This is a genomic window from Thiocapsa marina 5811, from assembly GCF_000223985.1.
Classification (GTDB): domain Bacteria; phylum Pseudomonadota; class Gammaproteobacteria; order Chromatiales; family Chromatiaceae; genus Thiocapsa; species Thiocapsa marina.
Genome location: NZ_AFWV01000006.1, coordinates 62434 through 80298 on the forward strand (window position 1 = coordinate 62434; position 17865 = coordinate 80298).

Annotated in this window: 16 protein-coding genes and 2 tRNA genes; 6 read left to right on the forward strand and 12 right to left on the reverse strand. The window is 60.3% G+C overall.

Translation table 11 applies throughout. The annotated features are described in order from the left end of the window. Nucleotides 1-108: 108 nt before the first annotated feature. The 4 genes from THIMADRAFT_RS09705 to THIMADRAFT_RS09720 all read left to right on the forward strand — a co-directional run bounded on the left by THIMADRAFT_RS09705 (nt 109) and on the right by THIMADRAFT_RS09720 (nt 3391). Nucleotides 109-1152 carry a ketoacyl-ACP synthase III gene (locus THIMADRAFT_RS09705; RefSeq protein WP_007192850.1) on the forward strand — a complete coding sequence of 348 codons (1044 nt, stop codon included), beginning with the start codon at nt 109-111 and terminating at the stop codon, nt 1150-1152. Continuing rightward, nucleotides 1149-1916 (forward strand): SDR family NAD(P)-dependent oxidoreductase, encoded by a 768-nt coding sequence (locus tag THIMADRAFT_RS09710; RefSeq protein WP_007192851.1) that lies wholly within the window; start codon nt 1149-1151, stop codon nt 1914-1916. Before THIMADRAFT_RS09705 ends, THIMADRAFT_RS09710 begins: the two co-directional genes overlap by 4 nt. A 20-nt stretch (nt 1917-1936) precedes the next feature. Further along, nucleotides 1937-2185, forward strand: coding sequence for an acyl carrier protein (locus tag THIMADRAFT_RS09715; protein ID WP_007192852.1), 249 nt, complete (start codon nt 1937-1939; stop codon nt 2183-2185). Between the two features lie 123 nt (nt 2186-2308). Next, entirely contained in the window at nt 2309-3391 is a 1083-nt protein-coding gene (locus tag THIMADRAFT_RS09720) for a hypothetical protein (protein ID WP_139052783.1), read from the forward strand. 71 nt (nt 3392-3462) lie between these two features. On the opposite strand, the gene nadE is transcribed toward THIMADRAFT_RS09720, so the two are convergent. From nadE to rpsU, 12 genes are all read right to left on the reverse strand, one after another. Next, complete coding sequence (gene nadE, locus THIMADRAFT_RS09725; protein ID WP_007192854.1) at nt 3463-4437, reverse strand: NAD(+) synthase; 975 nt, start codon at nt 4435-4437, stop codon at nt 3463-3465. A 19-nt stretch (nt 4438-4456) separates the two neighbouring features. Beyond that, nucleotides 4457-5365 carry a N5-glutamine methyltransferase family protein gene (locus tag THIMADRAFT_RS09730; RefSeq protein ID WP_007192855.1) on the reverse strand — a complete coding sequence of 303 codons (909 nt, stop codon included), beginning with the start codon at nt 5363-5365 and terminating at the stop codon, nt 4457-4459. Then, entirely contained in the window at nt 5346-6956 is a 1611-nt protein-coding gene (locus tag THIMADRAFT_RS09735; RefSeq protein WP_007192856.1) for a class I adenylate-forming enzyme family protein, read from the reverse strand. Before THIMADRAFT_RS09735 ends, THIMADRAFT_RS09730 begins: the two co-directional genes overlap by 20 nt. Before the next feature lie 11 nt (nt 6957-6967). Continuing rightward, a complete protein-coding gene (locus THIMADRAFT_RS09740) occupies nt 6968-7168 on the reverse strand; it encodes an acyl carrier protein (RefSeq protein ID WP_233490222.1) in 201 nt (66 codons plus the stop codon). A gap of 57 nt (nt 7169-7225) precedes the next feature. After that, nucleotides 7226-9202 (reverse strand): asparagine synthase (glutamine-hydrolyzing), encoded by a 1977-nt coding sequence (gene asnB, locus THIMADRAFT_RS09745; protein ID WP_040730834.1) that lies wholly within the window; start codon nt 9200-9202, stop codon nt 7226-7228. Between the two features lie 249 nt (nt 9203-9451). Beyond that, on the reverse strand, nt 9452-10282 hold the full coding sequence (locus tag THIMADRAFT_RS26605; RefSeq protein ID WP_139052784.1) for a hypothetical protein: 831 nt from the start codon (nt 10280-10282) through the stop codon (nt 9452-9454). A gap of 516 nt (nt 10283-10798) precedes the next feature. After that, nucleotides 10799-11071, reverse strand: coding sequence for an HPr-rel-A system PqqD family peptide chaperone (locus THIMADRAFT_RS09755; protein ID WP_007192862.1), 273 nt, complete (start codon nt 11069-11071; stop codon nt 10799-10801). 521 nt (nt 11072-11592) lie between these two features. Then, nucleotides 11593-11668: transfer RNA gene (locus tag THIMADRAFT_RS09760), tRNA-Ile, on the reverse strand. A gap of 60 nt (nt 11669-11728) precedes the next feature. Beyond that, nucleotides 11729-13561: an RNA polymerase sigma factor RpoD gene (rpoD, locus tag THIMADRAFT_RS09765; protein WP_007192863.1), complete on the reverse strand. Its 1833-nt coding sequence runs from the start codon at nt 13559-13561 to the stop codon at nt 11729-11731. 78 nt (nt 13562-13639) lie between these two features. Then, complete coding sequence (gene dnaG, locus THIMADRAFT_RS09770; RefSeq protein WP_007192864.1) at nt 13640-15388, reverse strand: DNA primase; 1749 nt, start codon at nt 15386-15388, stop codon at nt 13640-13642. Nucleotides 15389-15423: 35 nt separating this feature from the next. Then, a complete protein-coding gene (locus THIMADRAFT_RS09775; RefSeq protein WP_007192865.1) occupies nt 15424-15867 on the reverse strand; it encodes a GatB/YqeY domain-containing protein in 444 nt (147 codons plus the stop codon). A gap of 105 nt (nt 15868-15972) precedes the next feature. Next, nucleotides 15973-16188 (reverse strand): 30S ribosomal protein S21, encoded by a 216-nt coding sequence (gene rpsU, locus THIMADRAFT_RS09780; RefSeq protein WP_007041206.1) that lies wholly within the window; start codon nt 16186-16188, stop codon nt 15973-15975. A gap of 165 nt (nt 16189-16353) precedes the next feature. Between rpsU and THIMADRAFT_RS09785 the strand changes: the two genes are divergently transcribed. Beyond that, nucleotides 16354-16429: transfer RNA gene (locus THIMADRAFT_RS09785), tRNA-Thr, on the forward strand. A 408-nt stretch (nt 16430-16837) separates the two neighbouring features. Beyond that, on the forward strand, nt 16838-17845 hold the full coding sequence (locus THIMADRAFT_RS09790; protein WP_139052785.1) for a hypothetical protein: 1008 nt from the start codon (nt 16838-16840) through the stop codon (nt 17843-17845). The last annotated feature ends 20 nt before the right edge of the window (nt 17846-17865 follow it).

Here is a 17865-nt window from a genome sequence, read left to right on the forward strand (position 1 = left end):
CCTGAATCGGGCCCGCATCGGGCGCAGAGACTACGATTGACCATTGCACGTTGAAGCGGCTAGGCGGCCGAACACCGAACGTTAACCCCTGATTGATAGGCACGCCCAATGAGTTTTACGCGTATCGACGGCTTTCAGGTTTCCGGGGTCAGCACCTGTGTTCCGCCCCGAGCAATCGACAACAGCGATTGCGGTACCGACTACGGCGTTGATGAAGTCCGCAAAGTCATAGCAATGGCCGGGGTGCGTTACAGACATGTGGTCCAGCCGGGAGTGACCTCCGCCGATCTATCTTTCGAGGCTGCCGAGAGGCTTTTAGAGTCACTCGGCTGGTCACGCGAATCAATTAGCGGCTTGATTTTCGTCACGCAAACGCCCGATTATTTTCTTCCATCCTCAAGCTGCTTGCTCCATAAATGGCTCGGGCTCTCGGACCAGTGCGCTGCGTTTGACGTAGGACTTGGTTGTTCCGGTTACCCTTACGGCCTCTATCTGGCGGGAACGATGCTTAAAGCCGGGGGGCATCGACGCATCTTGATGCTGCATGGAGAAACGCCGAGCCGACTGACTAGTCCGGACGATCACGCAACTACCCTGCTGTTTGGAGACGTGGGCTCCGCGACCGCGATCGAAATGTGCGATACGTCGTTGAACCCTGCGTTTTTCTGCCTTCAGAGCGACGGGCAAGGATACGACACTCTGATCCTTCCTGGCGGTGGATTCCGTGATCGATCACCCTCTGACCCGCGCGACTTGTTTGTCCGCATGGATGGCGCCGCCGTATTCAATTTCACGATCCAGCGGGTTCCGCCAATGATCCGCGACACCCTAGCCTTCGCAGATCTCGCCGTGGAAGACATCGACTGGTATCTATTTCATCAATCCAATCGCTTCATCATGAAACACCTCGCCAAAAAGTGCGGCCTGCCGGAGCAATGCGTGCCCTTCGTACTCGATCGCTTCGGCAATAGCGGCGGGGCATCCGTTGCGCTTGCATTTACACAAGGCATTCCGGAAACCGGCAGGAAGGATTGTCGCGCCATGACTATCGGTTACGGGGTAGGTTTGTCATGGGGAGCGGGAATCGTGCAGCTCGGCGCCGACGCCCCACTGTTGCACTCCATTTATACCGGTACGATAGGTCGAGCATGAACAGCCAAGAGCAGGGCTTCTGCGGACTCAGAGTCCTCGTCTCCGGGGCATCATCGGGTATTGGGCGACAAATCGCCCTCGAGCTCATTCAGAAGGGCGCACATACGATATTGCTCGGCAGACGTAAGGAGAAACTTGAGGAAACCGCGCAGCTTTCCTGCGCCCCGGATCGCGCGGAAGTATGCGTGCTCGATCTGACTCGATTGGAGGATATCGGGCCAGCCATCGGAGATCTGGCGGGGCGATTGGGGCGGCTCTATGGGCTTTGCCATTGTGCCGGCGTTGTGCAAACGCTGCCGCTCGCTGCGAGCAAGCCCGAGCGGGTTCGAGCAATGCTAGACCTCAATTTCATGGCCGGCTTGGAGCTCGCACGGGCGATCACACGGCGAGACATTCTTTCAGAGACCGGCGGGAGCATCCTTTGGATCGCTTCGATATACGCTCACGTCGGGGCGCCCGGACAAATCGGATACTGTGCAAGCAAGGGCGCGATTACGGCCGCGGTCCGCGCGATGGCGTTGGAGTTGGCGAGCCGTAAAGTGCGCGTCAACTCCATCTCACCCGGGATGGTGAGCACCGACATGACAGACGCCGCAGCTTCGCGCATGAGTAAAGAGCAATGGGCGCACATTGCGGCGCTTCACCCTTTAGGTCCAGGAGAGCCACGAGACGTTGCGCGGGCTGCAGCATTTCTGCTGGATCCGGACAACAGATGGATTACCGGGGCCGACCTCATTATCGATGGTGGCTTTACCCTTCAGTGATTCTTATGAAGAGTCCAACAATGGTCAAGATAACGACATCAGACGCGCTTGAAATGCTGTCGGAGATCTTCGAAGAGCCGATTGAAAACATTTCACCGGAGTTGTCCCGCGACGATGTGTCTCAGTGGGATTCCTTGGGCACCCTGGCACTGATGGCTGAGCTCGATGACCGCTTCGGCATCATTTTGACCCCTGACGAATCCCGGGGGATGGCTCGCATCGACGATGTGCTTCAATTGCTGAAGCGTCATGGCGTGCTCGCCGACTGAGCATCGACCATCGGAGCCTTCGCGTTTCGCTTCTCAGTCCCTCTCAAACGGATAATGTCCTCCGTGAAAGCGACCCCGCCATCGTTTAGGAAAACGACTACGTTGGTATCTCGCGCCCTGGGAATGACTCCCGATGAACTGCAAGCGAGCTTTCAACCCGCCGGCTTGGCTCACTTGGCAAGCATCATACAGTTGCGGAGACGGTTCATCGGGAAATCCCCGAACCGGGACGACGAACGCTACCTGCGATGGCGATATGACTTAGAAGGTCGATCTGAAGATAAAGGCCGCCTAATGATCGTTGTGCGCGCGGACAGAGTGCTCGGCATGATCGGTACCGAGAAGCTGCGGCTTGCACACGGCAAAGAGACACTTGATGCGCTCTCTCTGATGGACATCCTAGTCGATCCTGAGCTGGATGGTGTCGGCCTTGGGGTCTGGCTCAGCATGGCCATCTTCACCAACACCCCGGTTGCAGTTGCAATCGGTTCAAATCAAAATTCCATCGGCTTGATTAATCGTCTTTTTCACCGGCTTCCCAATCGTACGCAATACGCGGCGCCATTAACCATAGGACATTACCTTTCAAAGCGATTGCAATCGAAACTAGCAATGTCGGCATTGGCAATTCCAACGGATTTCGCCTTGAAGCTCTGGCGTGCCGTTACCTTCCGACGGATCCCACCTTCGTGGTCGCTGCGCGATCTAGCTCGCTTTGATGACTCGGTCGAAAGTCTTTTCGAACGCCGCTGGGGATTCAGTGAAGAGACCGTCGTACGCTCGAGTCAATATCTGAACTGGCGGTTGTTCGAGGCGCCCGACGTTAAGTATTCAGTCATTGCCGCTTTCGAAGCCGGTGACATGATTGCCTATATCGCCTATTACATTGAAGATGGCAGGAGAGAAACAAAGACCATGAGGCTGATCGACTGGTTAGTCGATGCGCGTTATGGATTCGACGGTTTCAGCCTGCTTGTTCAGGAACTCATGCGGCGCGCTCTGCGCGAGCGGGTCGATGTTGTCAGCATGACATTCCTTCACGAGCGGCTTGAGCGCTCGCTCTGGCGGCTCGGATTTGCGAGCCGCCCAGGCAGTGAATTCGCAACGGTGGGCATACGCTGCGCGGAACCTGCCCGATTTACGGACTTGCTCGACGGCTCCTGCTGGAATCTCACCGACGCCAATACGGATTTCGACTGTCCCTGAACCTAGATTCCGGAGTTGACTGCTTCATGCAGCATTCCAACGGTATGACGCCTTTGACGAGCGGCTCCTTGCTACGACGTGATTTGCTCCACGGGCTCGATCAACAAGCTTTTGAGATGCTGGTAGGCTGTCGTCCGCCTTTTCGCAGCAATGTCGCGGTAGACAAATTCGGCCTGATCGACTGTCAGATCGATATTCTTGGCGAGGTCGACCGCAGGAATCCCATGGTTGACCGACCAGAGCGCGAGATCCATTTTCGCGTATGGAAGAGCGAAATAAAACTCGTCCTGACCCTGCGCGAGACTGTAGGTATCCGTCGTCGGTGCCGCCTGCCGAACGTCCTCCGGAATACCGAGCGCCTCGGCGAGTGCGTATACCTGGGTCTTGTAAAGGTGGGCAATCGGTTTGATATCCGCGGCGCCATCACCGTTTTTGACGAAAAATCCCTGGTCGTACTCAAGTCGATTCGGCGTTCCGATCACCGCGTAATTGAGCCGATCAGCGTGGAAGTACTCAAGCGTCTTTCGAATGCGTTGCTTGAAGTTGGTCGCCGCGACGATCTGCAGGTAAGCCTGTAGCGGGAGGCGGGATTCCTCCTGCCTGCCATCCGGTCGCTGCACCACGATCGCGAAGTGGTTGATTCGGCCGTCTGCTCCGCCCCGGATGACCAGCTTGTTGGGCCAGTGCCCGTCGTAGTCCGGGAAGACCACACGAATCGCGTCATCTCTCCGGCTGTAGCACCCGATCGCCTTCAGCGTCGCGGAGATATCCTCGGTCAGGAACTCGATGCCGAGGTGCTCCGCCACGAGCCGACCGCGCGGCGTCGTGTTGGGCGACGAATCATTCTCCGGCATCAGAAGCCCCAGCACCTTCTCTGGGCCCACCGCGCGGACGCAAAGCGCAGCGCAGACGGCACTGTCGATGCCGCCGGAAATGCCGACGACCAGTCCGCGTCGCCGCAGCTGCCGCGTCAGCATTTCGCGCATGGCGTCTGCGATCCGCTCTATCTCGGCTTGTTCATCCAGCGCGAGAACACTTGTGTCCATAGGTTTGGTTGCTCGATGCTCAGTCGTTCGGGGCGAGGCGTGCTGCTATGACGCGGATCTCTCCGCCCGCATCCTCATGGGTGTTGACGATGTCATATCGCTTATCAGCCCCCAGGCTGCGAGCGAGCCCGGCACCTTGCCCGGCGCCGACCTCAAGCAGCAGCCAGCCGCAGGGCTTTAACAACGTGGGCGCTTCGTTGACCATACGGCGGATGACGCCAACTCCGAAAGGCCCCCCGTCGAACGCAAGCTTAGGCTCGTGGAAGCTGATCTCCTGCGGCATTCCTTCTACTCGAGAACTCGAGATGTACGGCGGATTGCAGGAGATGAGATCGACCGCTTTTTGAAATAATGGCTCTGCAAACGGCGCAAACAAGTCGCCGCAGCGGAACTGAACGTCCTCGCGGTCAAGGAATCGCGCGTTGCTGCGGGCGAGTGCGACGGCATCTTCCGAAATGTCGGCGCCGTGCACGCGTGCCTGAGGGACATGTACCGCGATGCCCAAGGCCACGTTGCCTGCGCCGGTACAGACATCAACCACGAGCGGTCGCTCCTCCGCGAGCGTTCCGAGGTGCCTGACCGCCGTAAATCCGAGCTGCTCGGTTTCCCTGCGTGGCACAAGGGCTGCCGGAGATGCCAAAAGCACCCGGCCCATGAAATCTTGCCTACCGGTGAGGTGCGCCAGCGGTACGCCGGAAAGTCGCTCCTCGATCAAACCCTGAAGACACGTTCTAGCAGACACGTCGAGCACCGGCGGGACAAAATCCGACACTTGACTGACGGCCAGCGGATATCCGGCGGCGAGCGCCCAAAGGCAAGCGAGTGTGGTCTCGGGCGTCTCATCCGGCTTGTCCGGCAGGAGTCGTAGCTCCTCCCGAAGCTTTTCGAGCAGCACAGCAAAGTCTGGATTAGCTTGTCGCTGAGTCATGCTGCGTCTCCTCTTGATCGCATGTTCCGGCCAACGCTTTCCGGTCGATCTTGCCATTTGGATTTTTCGGCAGTGTCTCGCGCAAGAGGATATCGCGAGGGACCATATAGTTCTCCAAGTTGCTCGCCAATTCGCGCCTTAAACGGCGCTCGTCGAAGACGACGCCCGAGCTCGGCACAACAAATGCGCAAATCGCCTGGCCTAGGACTTCGTCGGCGACGCCGATCACTGCGGCCTCCTCGATGCCCGGGATCGCGCAAAGTACCGCCTCGACCTCGGCCGGACTGACTTTTTCGCCGCGAGTTTTGATAATGTCATCGCTGCGACTGATGAAGTACAAGTATCCGTCTTCGTCCATCCGGAACCAATCCCCGGTGCAGAGCACCCGCTCACCCGGGATGTCGCCCTCGCGGAGCATCTTCTCGGTGCGCGCGACATTGTTCCAATAGCCGCGCATCACGTGAGGTCCGCGGACATGTAGGATCCCCGGCGCTCCGGGTTCCACCGACTCACCACTTGGTGACCTCAGGTAAACCTCGGTCCCCGGAATCGCAATGCCGACGGATCCCGGCTTGGCGTCAAGCAGTTCCGGTGGCAAATAGCTTACCCGTTTGCATTCGGTAAGCCCGTACATCGCGTAGATCAGCGCATTGGGAAAAATGTCGCGGATCACTGGAAACTGAGACGGGGGCAGTGCAGCGGCAGTATTCGTGACGCGTCGGACGTCGGGAAATTCGAGCGGCCGACGCTGATGTGCAGCAATCATCATCGCAAAAATCGTCGGAACACCCGGAAACACCGTGACACGATGCCGGGTCATGCGCGTGAAGACCTCGGCGGGGTACGTAAAAGAGCGTTCCAGAACCAACGCGGCTCCCAACGATACCGACATCAGGAGCTGGTACAGTCCGTAATCGAACGCCAGCGGCAGCAGGTTCAGCATCACATCATCCGCCGATAGACGTTGGTATTCGGTCAGGCTACCGACTGAAAATACCATGGACTGATGAGTCTGCATGACCCCTTTAGGATTGCCGGTGCTTCCGGATGTGTAGATCAAAGCCGCAAGATCGGTGGGAATGGTCCCCGGAGACCGCATACCTGTCGTTGAACATGCCAACACCTCTTCCAGCCACTCGGTTGCCACACCTTCTCGCGACGGACGCTCGGCGCCATCACCCGAAAAAATGATGTGCGTTAGGGTTGGAACATGTGCGGAGGCGGCGATGGCAACCTTCGCCAGGTGAACATCCGTGATCAGATGACGGATAGAGCAATCGTTTGCGATGAACGAGAGCTTGTCATGCTTTGTTTGCGGATTGATGACGACAAATACGCCGCCGGCCTTGAGAACCGCGAAAATGGAGATGGCACAGGGGATCGTGTTGTCCATGAAGATTGCGACACGATCCCCGCGCCTCAGGCCTCGATCCTGCAATGCCGCCGCAAGACGATCGGATCTTTCCGCGAGCATCCGGTAGCTACAGGTCTCGGTCCCGACATGCAGGGCAGTCTTCTCCGGGGACTCCATTGCGGCGATCGCGAGGCACTCATGGAGTAATGCGCGATAGGGACGGTGGTCCGGAAGCATGAGATGGGACCTCAGGATTGCTTGCGGTGGATGAAGTTCACCAGGCGGTCAATCGAGTCGAGATTTTCGGGCAAAAGCTCCTCGTCGGCAATCTGAATGCCGAATTCCTGCTCAAGAAACGTCACCAACTCCAATATACCCGTCGAGTCGATGATACCTTTATCGAGGAAAGAATCGTCGTTATCGAGAGCGCTCTCGTCCGTGGTGAACAAGAAACTCTCTAACACGTACCGGCGAAGTCGATCTACTGTCGGCATTCTAACGTTATCCTACGAATAAGAATTTGAAGCGTCGGACGTCGTGATCTGCCCGACGGGAATATCCTGCCTATCAATGAAAATTCGGTGCCACAACTGGGTCGATAATACCGCAAGAAACGCCATGTTGTCTTTAAAACCGATCACACGCCCATGTTCGATCTTGCGCAGCAAATGCTGCACACGCTGAGGATCGAAATAACCGGTCTCGTGCAGCGAGCGCACGCTGAGGCATTCTGTAACGTAGTCCGGCGGCGATGCACCCGAGCCAAAAAATGCCGCGATGTCAGGGGCGCGGTAAGGCTGTTTGAAGCGTGCGATTGTCTCTGCGGGAAGGTATTTGGCCAGGGCTCGCTTAAGCAAGTATTTCTCGTTCAATACACGCATCTTATGACGCGGATGCAAGCGGTTGGCGAACTCGATGACGCGGTGATCGAGGAACGGAAAGCGTCCTTCAACTGAGTTGGCCATCAGCATGCGGTCGCCTTGGCTGTTGAGCAGGTAGCCTGCCATCAGGGTTTTTGCTTCGAGATATTGCGCGCGGTTGAACGGGTGCCAGGTCCCGAATGATTCCGGCAGTGTGGCGATGAGTCCCTCGACAGGGTCGTTCGGAAGCGATGCGCGGAGGTCGGAGCTGAGGAACTCCCTCGTCTTGCCGGTCGTGATCCAGCGAGGAAGGTGCGAGAAGCCGGGCGAGTCGGGCTGGTCAAGTCCTTGGCCAAAGAAACGTTTTAAATAGGCCTGACCCCCACGCTGATTTAAGTCAAGATAGGGGTATAGGCGCCTGAGAAGCATCGGGCGTCGCATCGACTCCGGCTGGCGAGCCCAGAACTGCCGGATTTTTGCCTCCTTGAACAGATCGTAGCCGCCGAATACCTCGTCTGCGCCCTCGCCCGTCAAAACAACCTTGTAGTCATGCCGACGCACAAGTGCCGACAGGATCGCCATCGGTGCAGGAGCTGTGCGTAGAATCGGTGCCTCGGTGCGCCTGATCACCTGCGGAAAGATCGCGGCGATATCCCCATGGCGGCATAAAACGGACGCATGACGCGTATCCAAGTACTTGCTGATGCGCACTTGATGTTCGCGCTCGTCGAGGCCGGGGTCTTCGAAACCAATCGAAAACGTGTGTAGGTCCGGGTGCCCGAGATGCCGGACGAGTGCTGCGATTCCGGATGAATCCAGTCCACCGGAGAGATACGCACCGACCGGTACATCAGCACGCAGCCGCAGTCGCGTGGCATCGAGGAGAAGCTCGGAAAGCTCCTCGGCGAGGGATTCCGTGCTGCCGGTCAAATAGTCTCGGTCAGTCGCGAAATCCCACTCCCAATAGCGACGACGACGCACTTGCCCCGCCTCGACAATGACCATCTCGGCAGGCGAGACCTCCTCGACACCACTGAACAGCGAGGCCGGGGACGTCGGCGCCCAAAATGTCATGAGCTGATCGAGAGCCGCAAAATTCAGTTCAGGCCGGTTAGACATCGCCGGCAGCAACCCCTTGACCTCGGAAGCGAATAGGAGTCGGTTGTCCTGGCGACTGAAATACAACGGGAGGATGCCTGGACGATCGCGCACCAGGAGCAGGCGCCGACGTCTTGTGTCCCATAGCGCGATCGCGAACTGCCCGTTCATGCGCCCGGGAAAATCGTCCCCGTACTCATCGTAGAGGTGCACGATCACTTCCGTGTCTGAGTGCGTGTAGAAACGGTGACCCCGCCGCTCCAGGTCGCGACGTAGCTCGACGTAGTTGAAGATCTCGCCGTTAAACACGGTCCAAACCGTCCGGTCCTCGTTGTGGATCGGCTGGCCGCCACCTTCCAGGTCGATGATACTCAGGCGCGCGTGACCAAGTCCGATGCCCGCAGCGGAATAGTAGCCCGTCCCATCCGGACCGCGCGGAGTGAGCTCGGCCACCATAGGCTCAATTTCCAGGCGCCCGACGACATTGTCATCGTCAAGACGCAAAATGCCAGCAAGGCCACACATAACCTTTGCAAGACTCCATGTTTATTCTTTCAAGAACGGGTATTCGCGACACGATCGCAACCCCTCAGTGCCTACCGACTGGTGCACGCGGCCGTAGCGTTCCCCCCGGGTCGCTTCTCGGCAAAGGATGACCGCCCGGCTTTGGCCTCGCTGAAGATGGATCGCCGCGAATCAAGTCGCCTGTCTAAGGATAACGCAACTAAGTACCGCGAGATCGGGATACACGGAACCCGGCGATTCGTGTCCCCCTCACAATGCAGAAAAGAGCCCAGCCACTTCCTTCGCGGTCGCTTCAAGCGCCGCGGAGGCCAGGTACCAGCATGGCACGGAATTCGTGATTTGGATCACATCGTCAAGCCCCATGGACTGATGTGCCAAGGCGTTGAGGACATTCGGATAAAGGCGGAACGCACACTCCGCAGCCGCGAGCTTGCGGAGCGCTGGCGCGGTGTGACTCGACGCGTAGTCCACGAACAGAATGGCCCCGATCGGGGCGGACTCGTTCGCCGGCACGGTCGGGAGAACGTCGACCGGGATATAGTGCGATCGGTGCGTCTTGATCGAGGATCCCGGTAGAGGATAGCAGTCCGGAGGCGGCGCCTTCAATGTAACGGCTAACAGAAACGGGCTGATTCTCAGTGTCTTGGGATCCAGCGGCGCGAGTTCATCACTCATCAGCCGGAATCCATGATGCAGCAAGGCCCAGCAGAGAGTCGACTTTCCGCTTCCTGACGGTGCCGCCAAGAGAAACGCGCGACCGCCACGCTGGACGACGGCCGAATGGACGAAAACGAGGTCAGGCCGCAAACGTTGAACAGCAACAACGATATCCTGCTGGAGCGCGAACAGAACCTGCGAAGCGTCAAGGCCCCGATCGATTACTGACCCACTCCGCAAGAGGCTAAATGAGCCATCTCCCGCCTCCGAAACGATTCGGTATGCTAGATCGGCAGATTGGCTCGATGCGCACGGTTCAAAGCCACCGAATGCTGCAGCGATCATCGGGGAGAGATAATCAGCCCCCCACACGATCGCTACAGCATTGTCGACGACACTGAACCGACGTTGCTTCACCGACATGCGAGCCACGCGAGGCTCAAGCCGGGCTCGACAAGAGCAGGAACGTCATTCTGTTGTTTCCCGATCACGCTCCCGACTTCCGCAATCTACCCGTCGGATTCATCACCTGAACACCGGGCTTAAGCGTCTGAATGCCGGGTTGCGACGGACGAGACCTAGCCGATCCCGGGCGCGCAAAAGACGGCGCGGCGTGAAAGCTCAGGAGAATCGGGGGAACGTAGCTGGCCTTCTTCAGGAAGGCTCGCCGTGATGGATCGTGTGGCATCTCTTTGCCTCCATTATCCTAAGCGGAAGACTAACCGGGAGAATCACGGCAGGGAACCAACCCCGCAGCTCAGTCCGGCCGTGTACTCGGCGCATTCGATACTCCGGACGCATCGAGCGAATCCCTCCTAAGCAAACAGGGATCCGAGCGACTGCGAGTGCCGTTGCCTGGGTGCAATGACGTTGCGCTTACCATGAAAATTCGACAAATGCATGCTCGCTCTGTTCCCGCACATCGAGCGCGGTTTCGAATCACAGTGAATCCCGAGCGATCGCCTCCAGGAGACCTGCACGCTGCAATTGCTCGACGAAGCCGAGCACATCGCGTCGCGCCTCCGCGTCATCGAGATCAAACTCCTCCGAGAGACGAGCCTCGATGGACTCGATCGATGTCCCTCCGTCGAGCAGTTTCCAAATCAACGCGGCGGTGGGATTCATCTGATGAATATACCCCGTCGCGGCGTCCAGAACGACCAACTCGCCATCGAGGTCGCGACATGTCAATCCTGCCTTAAGAGATGCCATCGTCACTCCGGGTCCAGTGCCTCCAGTGCCTTCAAGATCGCAAAGAGCAAGAATGGCCGACATAACGGAACCTCGACCCCTCGCACTCCATGCCCCCAATGCGAAACCCGCGCCAGCTTCTTCGCACTGTATGCAGATGCCGTACGAGACACGCGAATAGAGTCGCCACAAAACACGACGACACGGCAACGAGCACCAGAGGATGAAGGCTAACGGGGGCTTGAGGGCTGCCCGAAGAGCCGATGATGAGTCGATAGCGACTCTCCCGACTTGAGACCGAACATGCCGCGGCGCGGGCCGATCGGCACCGATTCGCGTCCAACCGAGGGGGCAGGTGACAATAACTGTCACCCGAGCAACGCGCGATCCTGACAGTTAGCGACACCCGATCTGGACGCCCTCGGTCCAGCGCCCGGGAGATCCGAGGTCGCGTCGTGAAGGGATGAAAAACGAGGTTCCGAGACCTGTTCCGAGACCTGAGTTCATCGCAGATCCGGCACGGAGAGGTCTCCGATCAGGTGTGGTGGGCCGTCTAGGATTTGAACCTAGGACCAAGGGATTATGAGTCCCCTGCTCTAACCGCTGAGCTAACGGCCCGTCTTGCGATGGGGTGTTTGGTGCGGAAACTGTGCCGTCCATGGCAGCGGAAGTCCCGGGCTAATCGGCGTCGAGGAAGCTGCGGAGCTTATCGGAACGTGTCGGATGCCGGAGCTTGCGCAGGGCCTTGGCTTCGATCTGGCGGATGCGCTCGCGCGTCACGTCGAACTGTTTACCCACCTCTTCGAGTGTGTGGTCGGTGTTCATGTCGATGCCGAAGCGCATGCGCAGCACCTTGGCCTCGCGCGAGGTCAGGCTGGCGAGCATGTTCTGGGTCGCTTCGCGCAGGCCTTCCGCCGTGGCGGAGTCGACCGGCGAGATGACCCCGGAGTCTTCGATGAAGTCGCCGAGATGCGAGTCTTCGTCGTCGCCGATCGGCGTTTCCATCGAGATCGGCTCTTTGGCGATCTTCAGGACCTTGCGGACCTTGTCCTCCGGCATGTCCATCCGCTGCGCAAGCTCTTCCGGGGTCGCCTCGCGTCCCATCTCCTGGATCATCTGCCGCGAGATTCGGTTGAGCTTGTTGATGGTCTCGATCATGTGGACCGGGATGCGGATGGTACGCGCTTGGTCGGCGATGGAGCGCGTGATCGCTTGGCGAATCCACCAGGTCGCGTAGGTCGAGAATTTGTAGCCGCGACGGTACTCGAATTTATCCACGGCCTTCATGAGGCCGATATTGCCTTCCTGGATCAGGTCCAGGAACTGGAGGCCGCGGTTCGTGTATTTCTTGGCGATCGAGATCACCAATCGCAGATTGGCTTCGACCATCTCCTTCTTGGCGCGGCGTGCCTTGGCCTCGCCGATCGACATCTTGCGGTTGACGTCCTTGACCTCGCTGATGGTCAGGATGTTTTCCTTCTCCATCTCCTGAAGTTTACGCTGGGCACGGCGAATATCCTGGGCGACCTCCGCAAGACGGGCGGCGTAGGGCTTTCCGCTCGCCAGTTGCTGCTCGAGCCACTGCGGATTGGTCTCGTTCTCCGGGAAGGTGTCGATGAAAACCTTACGCGGCATGCCGGCTTGCTCGACGCACAGGCTCATGATCACGCGCTCTTGGCCGCGAATCCGCTCGATGGTGTGACGCAGGAGCTCGGCAAGCTCCTGAAAGATCGGAGCAACCAGCTTGAACTGGAGGAAGACCTCGGAGACGCTCGCCATGGCGGCGCGCGAACGCTCGTCGTCACGCCCGTATTGTTCCAGCGCCGAGCGGAGCACGGCGAAGTGCTCGCGCAGCAGCTGCGCGCGCCGCGCGGCGTCCTCGGGGTCGGGGCCGGTATCCACCACCGCCGCGTCATCGTCGTCGTCGTCGGATTCAGAATCGGTTTCGTCCTTGGCCTTCTCGCTGCCGACGACCTGCGGAGTGGCGACCGGCTCGTCGTCCCCGTCGTTGAAGCCCGAGATGACGTCGGTCAGACGCGTCTCCTCGCGCTCGACGCGATCGAAGATCTCGATCAGTTTCTCGACCGAGCGCGGATAAACCGACAGAGCGGAGAGGACTTGGTTGAGTCCGTCTTCGATCCGCTTTGCGATCACCAGCTCGCCTTCGCGCGTGAGCAGCTCGACGGTACCCATCTCGCGCATGTACATGCGCACGGGATCGGTCGTGCGGCCGAACTCGCTGTCGACCGTCGCCAAGGCAGCCGCAGCGGCTTCGGCAGCCTCGTCGTCGGAGACTGCGGAGTCGCTCAGGGTGTGATCGACGACATCCGGGGCGGTCTCGTGGACCATGATCCCCATGTCGTTGATCATGCGAACGATGTCCTCGATCTGGTCGGTCTCCACGATGCCGGGAGGCAGATGATCGTTGACCTCGCTGTAGGTCAAGTAACCTTGTTCTTTGCCCTTGGCGATCAGTTGCTTCAGCTGGGACTGTTGCTGTTCTTGATCCATGGGATACCCTGGTTGCTACGGCGGATGGCCACTGAAAGGCGAACTACGTAGTTTAGCATGACAATCGTTTCGACTCCATCAGCGTTTGCGTGTTCGAGCCGCGGCCGCCTCTCGCTCGAGCTGCGCGCGCACCTCCTCACTCCATGCGCCCGGACTGTATTGATTCAACGGCCGACGGCGTTCGTCCTTGAGAACCTCTTCGCCGATGCGACTCAGGGCGCCGACGAGCTCCGCCGCCATGCCTTCGGGGGGAATATCGCGAAGACATGGATCGACGCTGAGTTGCTGCAAATACGCGAAGTGCTCTTCCCCGCGCCAACGCTCGATCAGTGCAGCCTTATTGATATCTGGTTGTGCGGCAATGGTTTCAAGTAGTTGCACCAAAATCGCCGTACCCGGACTCGGCGATCGCCGCCAGTCGTCCGGGAGCTGCGCCACCTCGACGGCAAGCTCGGGATGATCGAGCAAGAGCGCAATAGCAAGGGCGATACGCGACGGTCGACGCGGTCGCGGCGCTTGTGCTCGCCCCCGCCCCTGACCCCGAAGCGGCGCCCGCGGCCTTGATTCCTGCGGTATTCCAGCTAGAGCACTCAAGCGCCCGGCCAAGAGATCGCGGTAGATCCCCGGGGGCACCACCTGGATGAGCGGCTGCGCCAAGGCAGCGAGACGCGCCCGCCCGTCGATGCTGGTCATGTCGACTTGGCCGCTGAGCTGCTCGAACAGAAACTCGGACAGCGGCTGCGCCCGTGTCATGCGCGCCCGAAAGGCCTCTGCGCCCTCGGCGCGCATCAGGGTGTCGGGATCCTCGCCGTCCGGCAGAAACAGAAATCGAATGGATTGACGGCCGGTCGCCGACGGCAGCGCGCTCTCCAACGCCTTCCAAGCCGCGGCGCGCCCGGCGCGATCGCCGTCGAAGCAAAACACAACCTCGGGCGCCGTGCGCGAGAGCAGCGCGAGATGCTCGGAGGTCGTCGCCGTGCCGAGCGTCGCGACGACATTCGTGACCCCGAACTGCGCCAAGGCGATGACGTCCATGTACCCTTCGACGACGAGGACCGCGTCGAGCTTGCGATTGGCCTTCTGCGCCTCGAACAGGCCGTAAAGCTCGCGACCCTTGTGGAAGATCGGGGTCTCGGGCGAGTTGAGATACTTCGGCTTGCCCTCGCCGAGCAGCCGCCCGCCGAAACCGATCACACGGCCGCGCCGATCTCGAATCGGGAAGATGATCCGATCGCGGAAGCGGTCGCGACGCCGCCCCTCCTCGTCGTAGATCAACCCGCAGCTGAGCAGGCGCTCGCGCTCCGACGGGCTCGCGCCGAGGCGCGACAGGAGCAGGCGACCTTCGGGCGGCGCAAAACCCAGACCGTAATGCGCCGCGACCTCGCCCGTGAGACCGCGCGCCTTGAGATACTCGACGGCACGCGGGGCTTCGGGATGGACCCGCAACTGCTCGCGATAGAGCTCGGCTGCCTGCTCGTGAAGGGCGTACAGAGGCCCGTGATCCGGACCCGACGGACCCGCATCGGCCCGGTCGGGCACCGCCAAGCCTGCACGCTGCGCCAGCTCGTCGACGGCCTCGAGAAAGTCGAGCCGATCGTACTCCATGAGGAAGCCGATGGCGGTGCCGTGCGCGCCGCAGCCGAAACAGTGATAGAACTGCTTGTCCGGGCTGACGGTGAAGGAAGGGGTTTTCTCGTCGTGGAAGGGGCAGCGGGCTTGGTAGTCTTTGCCGGCCTTGCGCAGCTGAATCCGTGTGCCGACGATGTCGACGATGTCGGTTCGCGTCAGCAGCTCGTCGATGAACTCGGGGGGAATGCGACCGGCCATGTGCCTCGGCAGACCGTTGAGGTACGACGCCGGAGTCAGCCTCCGAGGCGCTGTTTGACGCGTGCGCTGACGCTGCCCATGTCGGCCCGGCCTTGAATCTGCGGCTTCAACAGACCCATGACCTTGCCCATATCGCTCATCGCGCTCGCTTGTGTGGACGCCATCGCGGCGTCGATCAAGGTCGTGAGCTCGTCGTCGGTGAGCGCGCGCGGGAGATAGGATTGGATGACCTCGGTCTCGAAGCGCTCGATCTCGGCGAGATCCTCGCGACCGGCACCGCTGTACTGCGTGATCGAGTCACGACGCTGCTTGACCATCTTATCGAGGACGGCCAGCACTTGCGCGTCGTCGAGCTCGATGCGCTCGTCGATCTCGCGCTGTTTGATCGCCGCGAGCATCAGACGAATCACCCCGAGCCTGGTCTTGTCGCCCGCCTTCATGGCGGTCTTCATATCGCTCTGGATTTGAAGCTTAAGCATGGTAGGGCGTTGAAACCAAGACGGAACGAGAAGAAGAGCTTGCGAAGGTGTCGCAAGACAGGCAGCGGCCCCCGCGAATGCGGGGCCGGCATCGACGATCCGACCTCAGTAAGGACGCTCCCAGCGGCGGGACTCGCGCTGCAGCTTCTTCTGATGCCGCTTCACCGCAGCCGCCTTCTTGCGCTTGCGCTCGGACGTCGGCTTTTCGTAAAACTCGCGGCGACGGACCTCGGCGAGCACACCTGCCTTTTCGCAGGACCGCTTGAAACGCCGCATTGCGACTTCGAAAGGCTCGTTCTCTTTGACACGCACGCTGGGCATGGATAATCCCTAAGGTTGGCTCCGGACAAAGGCGGATGGTCGAAGTTAAGCGCCAGGATTCTAGCGGAACTCGGACGCTGATTGCAAAAATTTCAACGCGACACTCGAAATGAGTCGCATGGGCTGGAAACGCGCGAGCGATCGCCCTATACTTCGCGGCTTGTTGCCGATGTAGCTCAGTCGGTAGAGCAACGCATTCGTAATGCGTAGGTCCGCGGTTCGAATCCGCGCATCGGCTCCAAGTACTCTACGACATCCGCAAAAGCCGGCACAACGCCGGCTTTTGTTGTTTCTGTGAATCCGAAGCGCCGAAGCTCCCTGAAGATCTCTGCCGGTGCCCGCGATGGCTCGCCCTCTGCATCAGGGTTCGCGTCCGAAGATGCGGCCTCCGGAGGCTGGCCTCGGGTAGCAGGGTGTGGCACGCTTCGCATCACGCTCGGTCCCGGCGGGTGTGGCCGCGGAGTCTCGATCCGTACCGCCCGCAGTCAACCTATTCTCTGCTCGAGGGTTTGCCGTGAGCCTGCGTCCCGCTACTTTGATTCTTCTCTCAACGACGCTCGGCGTGCTGCAGGTCGGTTGCGCCGGTGACCCGGGAAGCCGCGCGTACGATCCGCAACCCGGATCCTTCGCGATCGGAGATCGTCCCCAAATGGAATTCCCCGGGGCAAACCGCACCGAGGTCCAGTCGTTGGCCATGGGATCTGCAAGGAGTCGTGCTTGGATCATCGCCGAGTCGACCGACGGTCGTCTGGTCGTCCAGCGACCGCTCGATCCGAGCTCCCCTCTTGCGCGCGACCTCGGGCCGAATGCGGTTGCTCCCGGCAGCCTCGTCGAGGTCACGTCACACTTTCTCGAGAACCGCAACGGCGTCACCGTTGCCTTGGACTCGGCGCTCGTCTCGACGACACCGGGGGGGCAGCCGACCCGTGTCGACACGACCGAGACCTTTCGCCCGTCGTTGGAGGAATCCCTTCGCTCCCTTCATTCCACCTGGTCGCGCAATCGCTCGCGAGTCGCGCAGGCGGCCCCCCCCATCGGCGACGCCCGGACCGCGACCGATGATCCAGGCGCCTCCGGCAGCGCCGATACGGCAGATACCGCGCTGGCCGATACCGCAACAGCCACGCCATCGACGACCCGGGGCGCCGAGGCGGCAGCCTCAGCGCCCGCGGATACCTCACTGTCCAGCCAAGCTCAGAGCGCGTCGACACCCGCTTGGAGCACACCCCCGCGGACGCCGTCTGCCGCATCGGGCAGTGGCGTTGCCGCAGCAGCCGCGACCCCCGTGCCGGAACCGCGCCGGCCCGCGGGCAACCCCGCACCGATTGTCGATACGATGCCGGCCCCGCGCACCCAGACAAGCGCAGCCACCCAGCCGATGTCGCTCCCCGAGCCGCTCCCCGCAACGCTCCCGGAGCCGACCGTAGAGCAGATTCCGAGCAGCGAGAACATGATGGCGCTCTCGCCGTCCTCGGGAGACGTCAGTTGGGCCTACTACGCAGAGCAATATGCGCGTCTTCGGGGCTGCAACGTCGAGCCCCGCGGGTCCATCCTCATCGATTCGCGCAGCGACGGGGAGATCCACAAGGTGCCCTGCGCGGGCGCGGACAGCGTCTTGGTGCAGTGCCAGAACGGCGAGTGCCGCGGTCTCCTTTAGCGCCGCCGATCCGGCGGCCT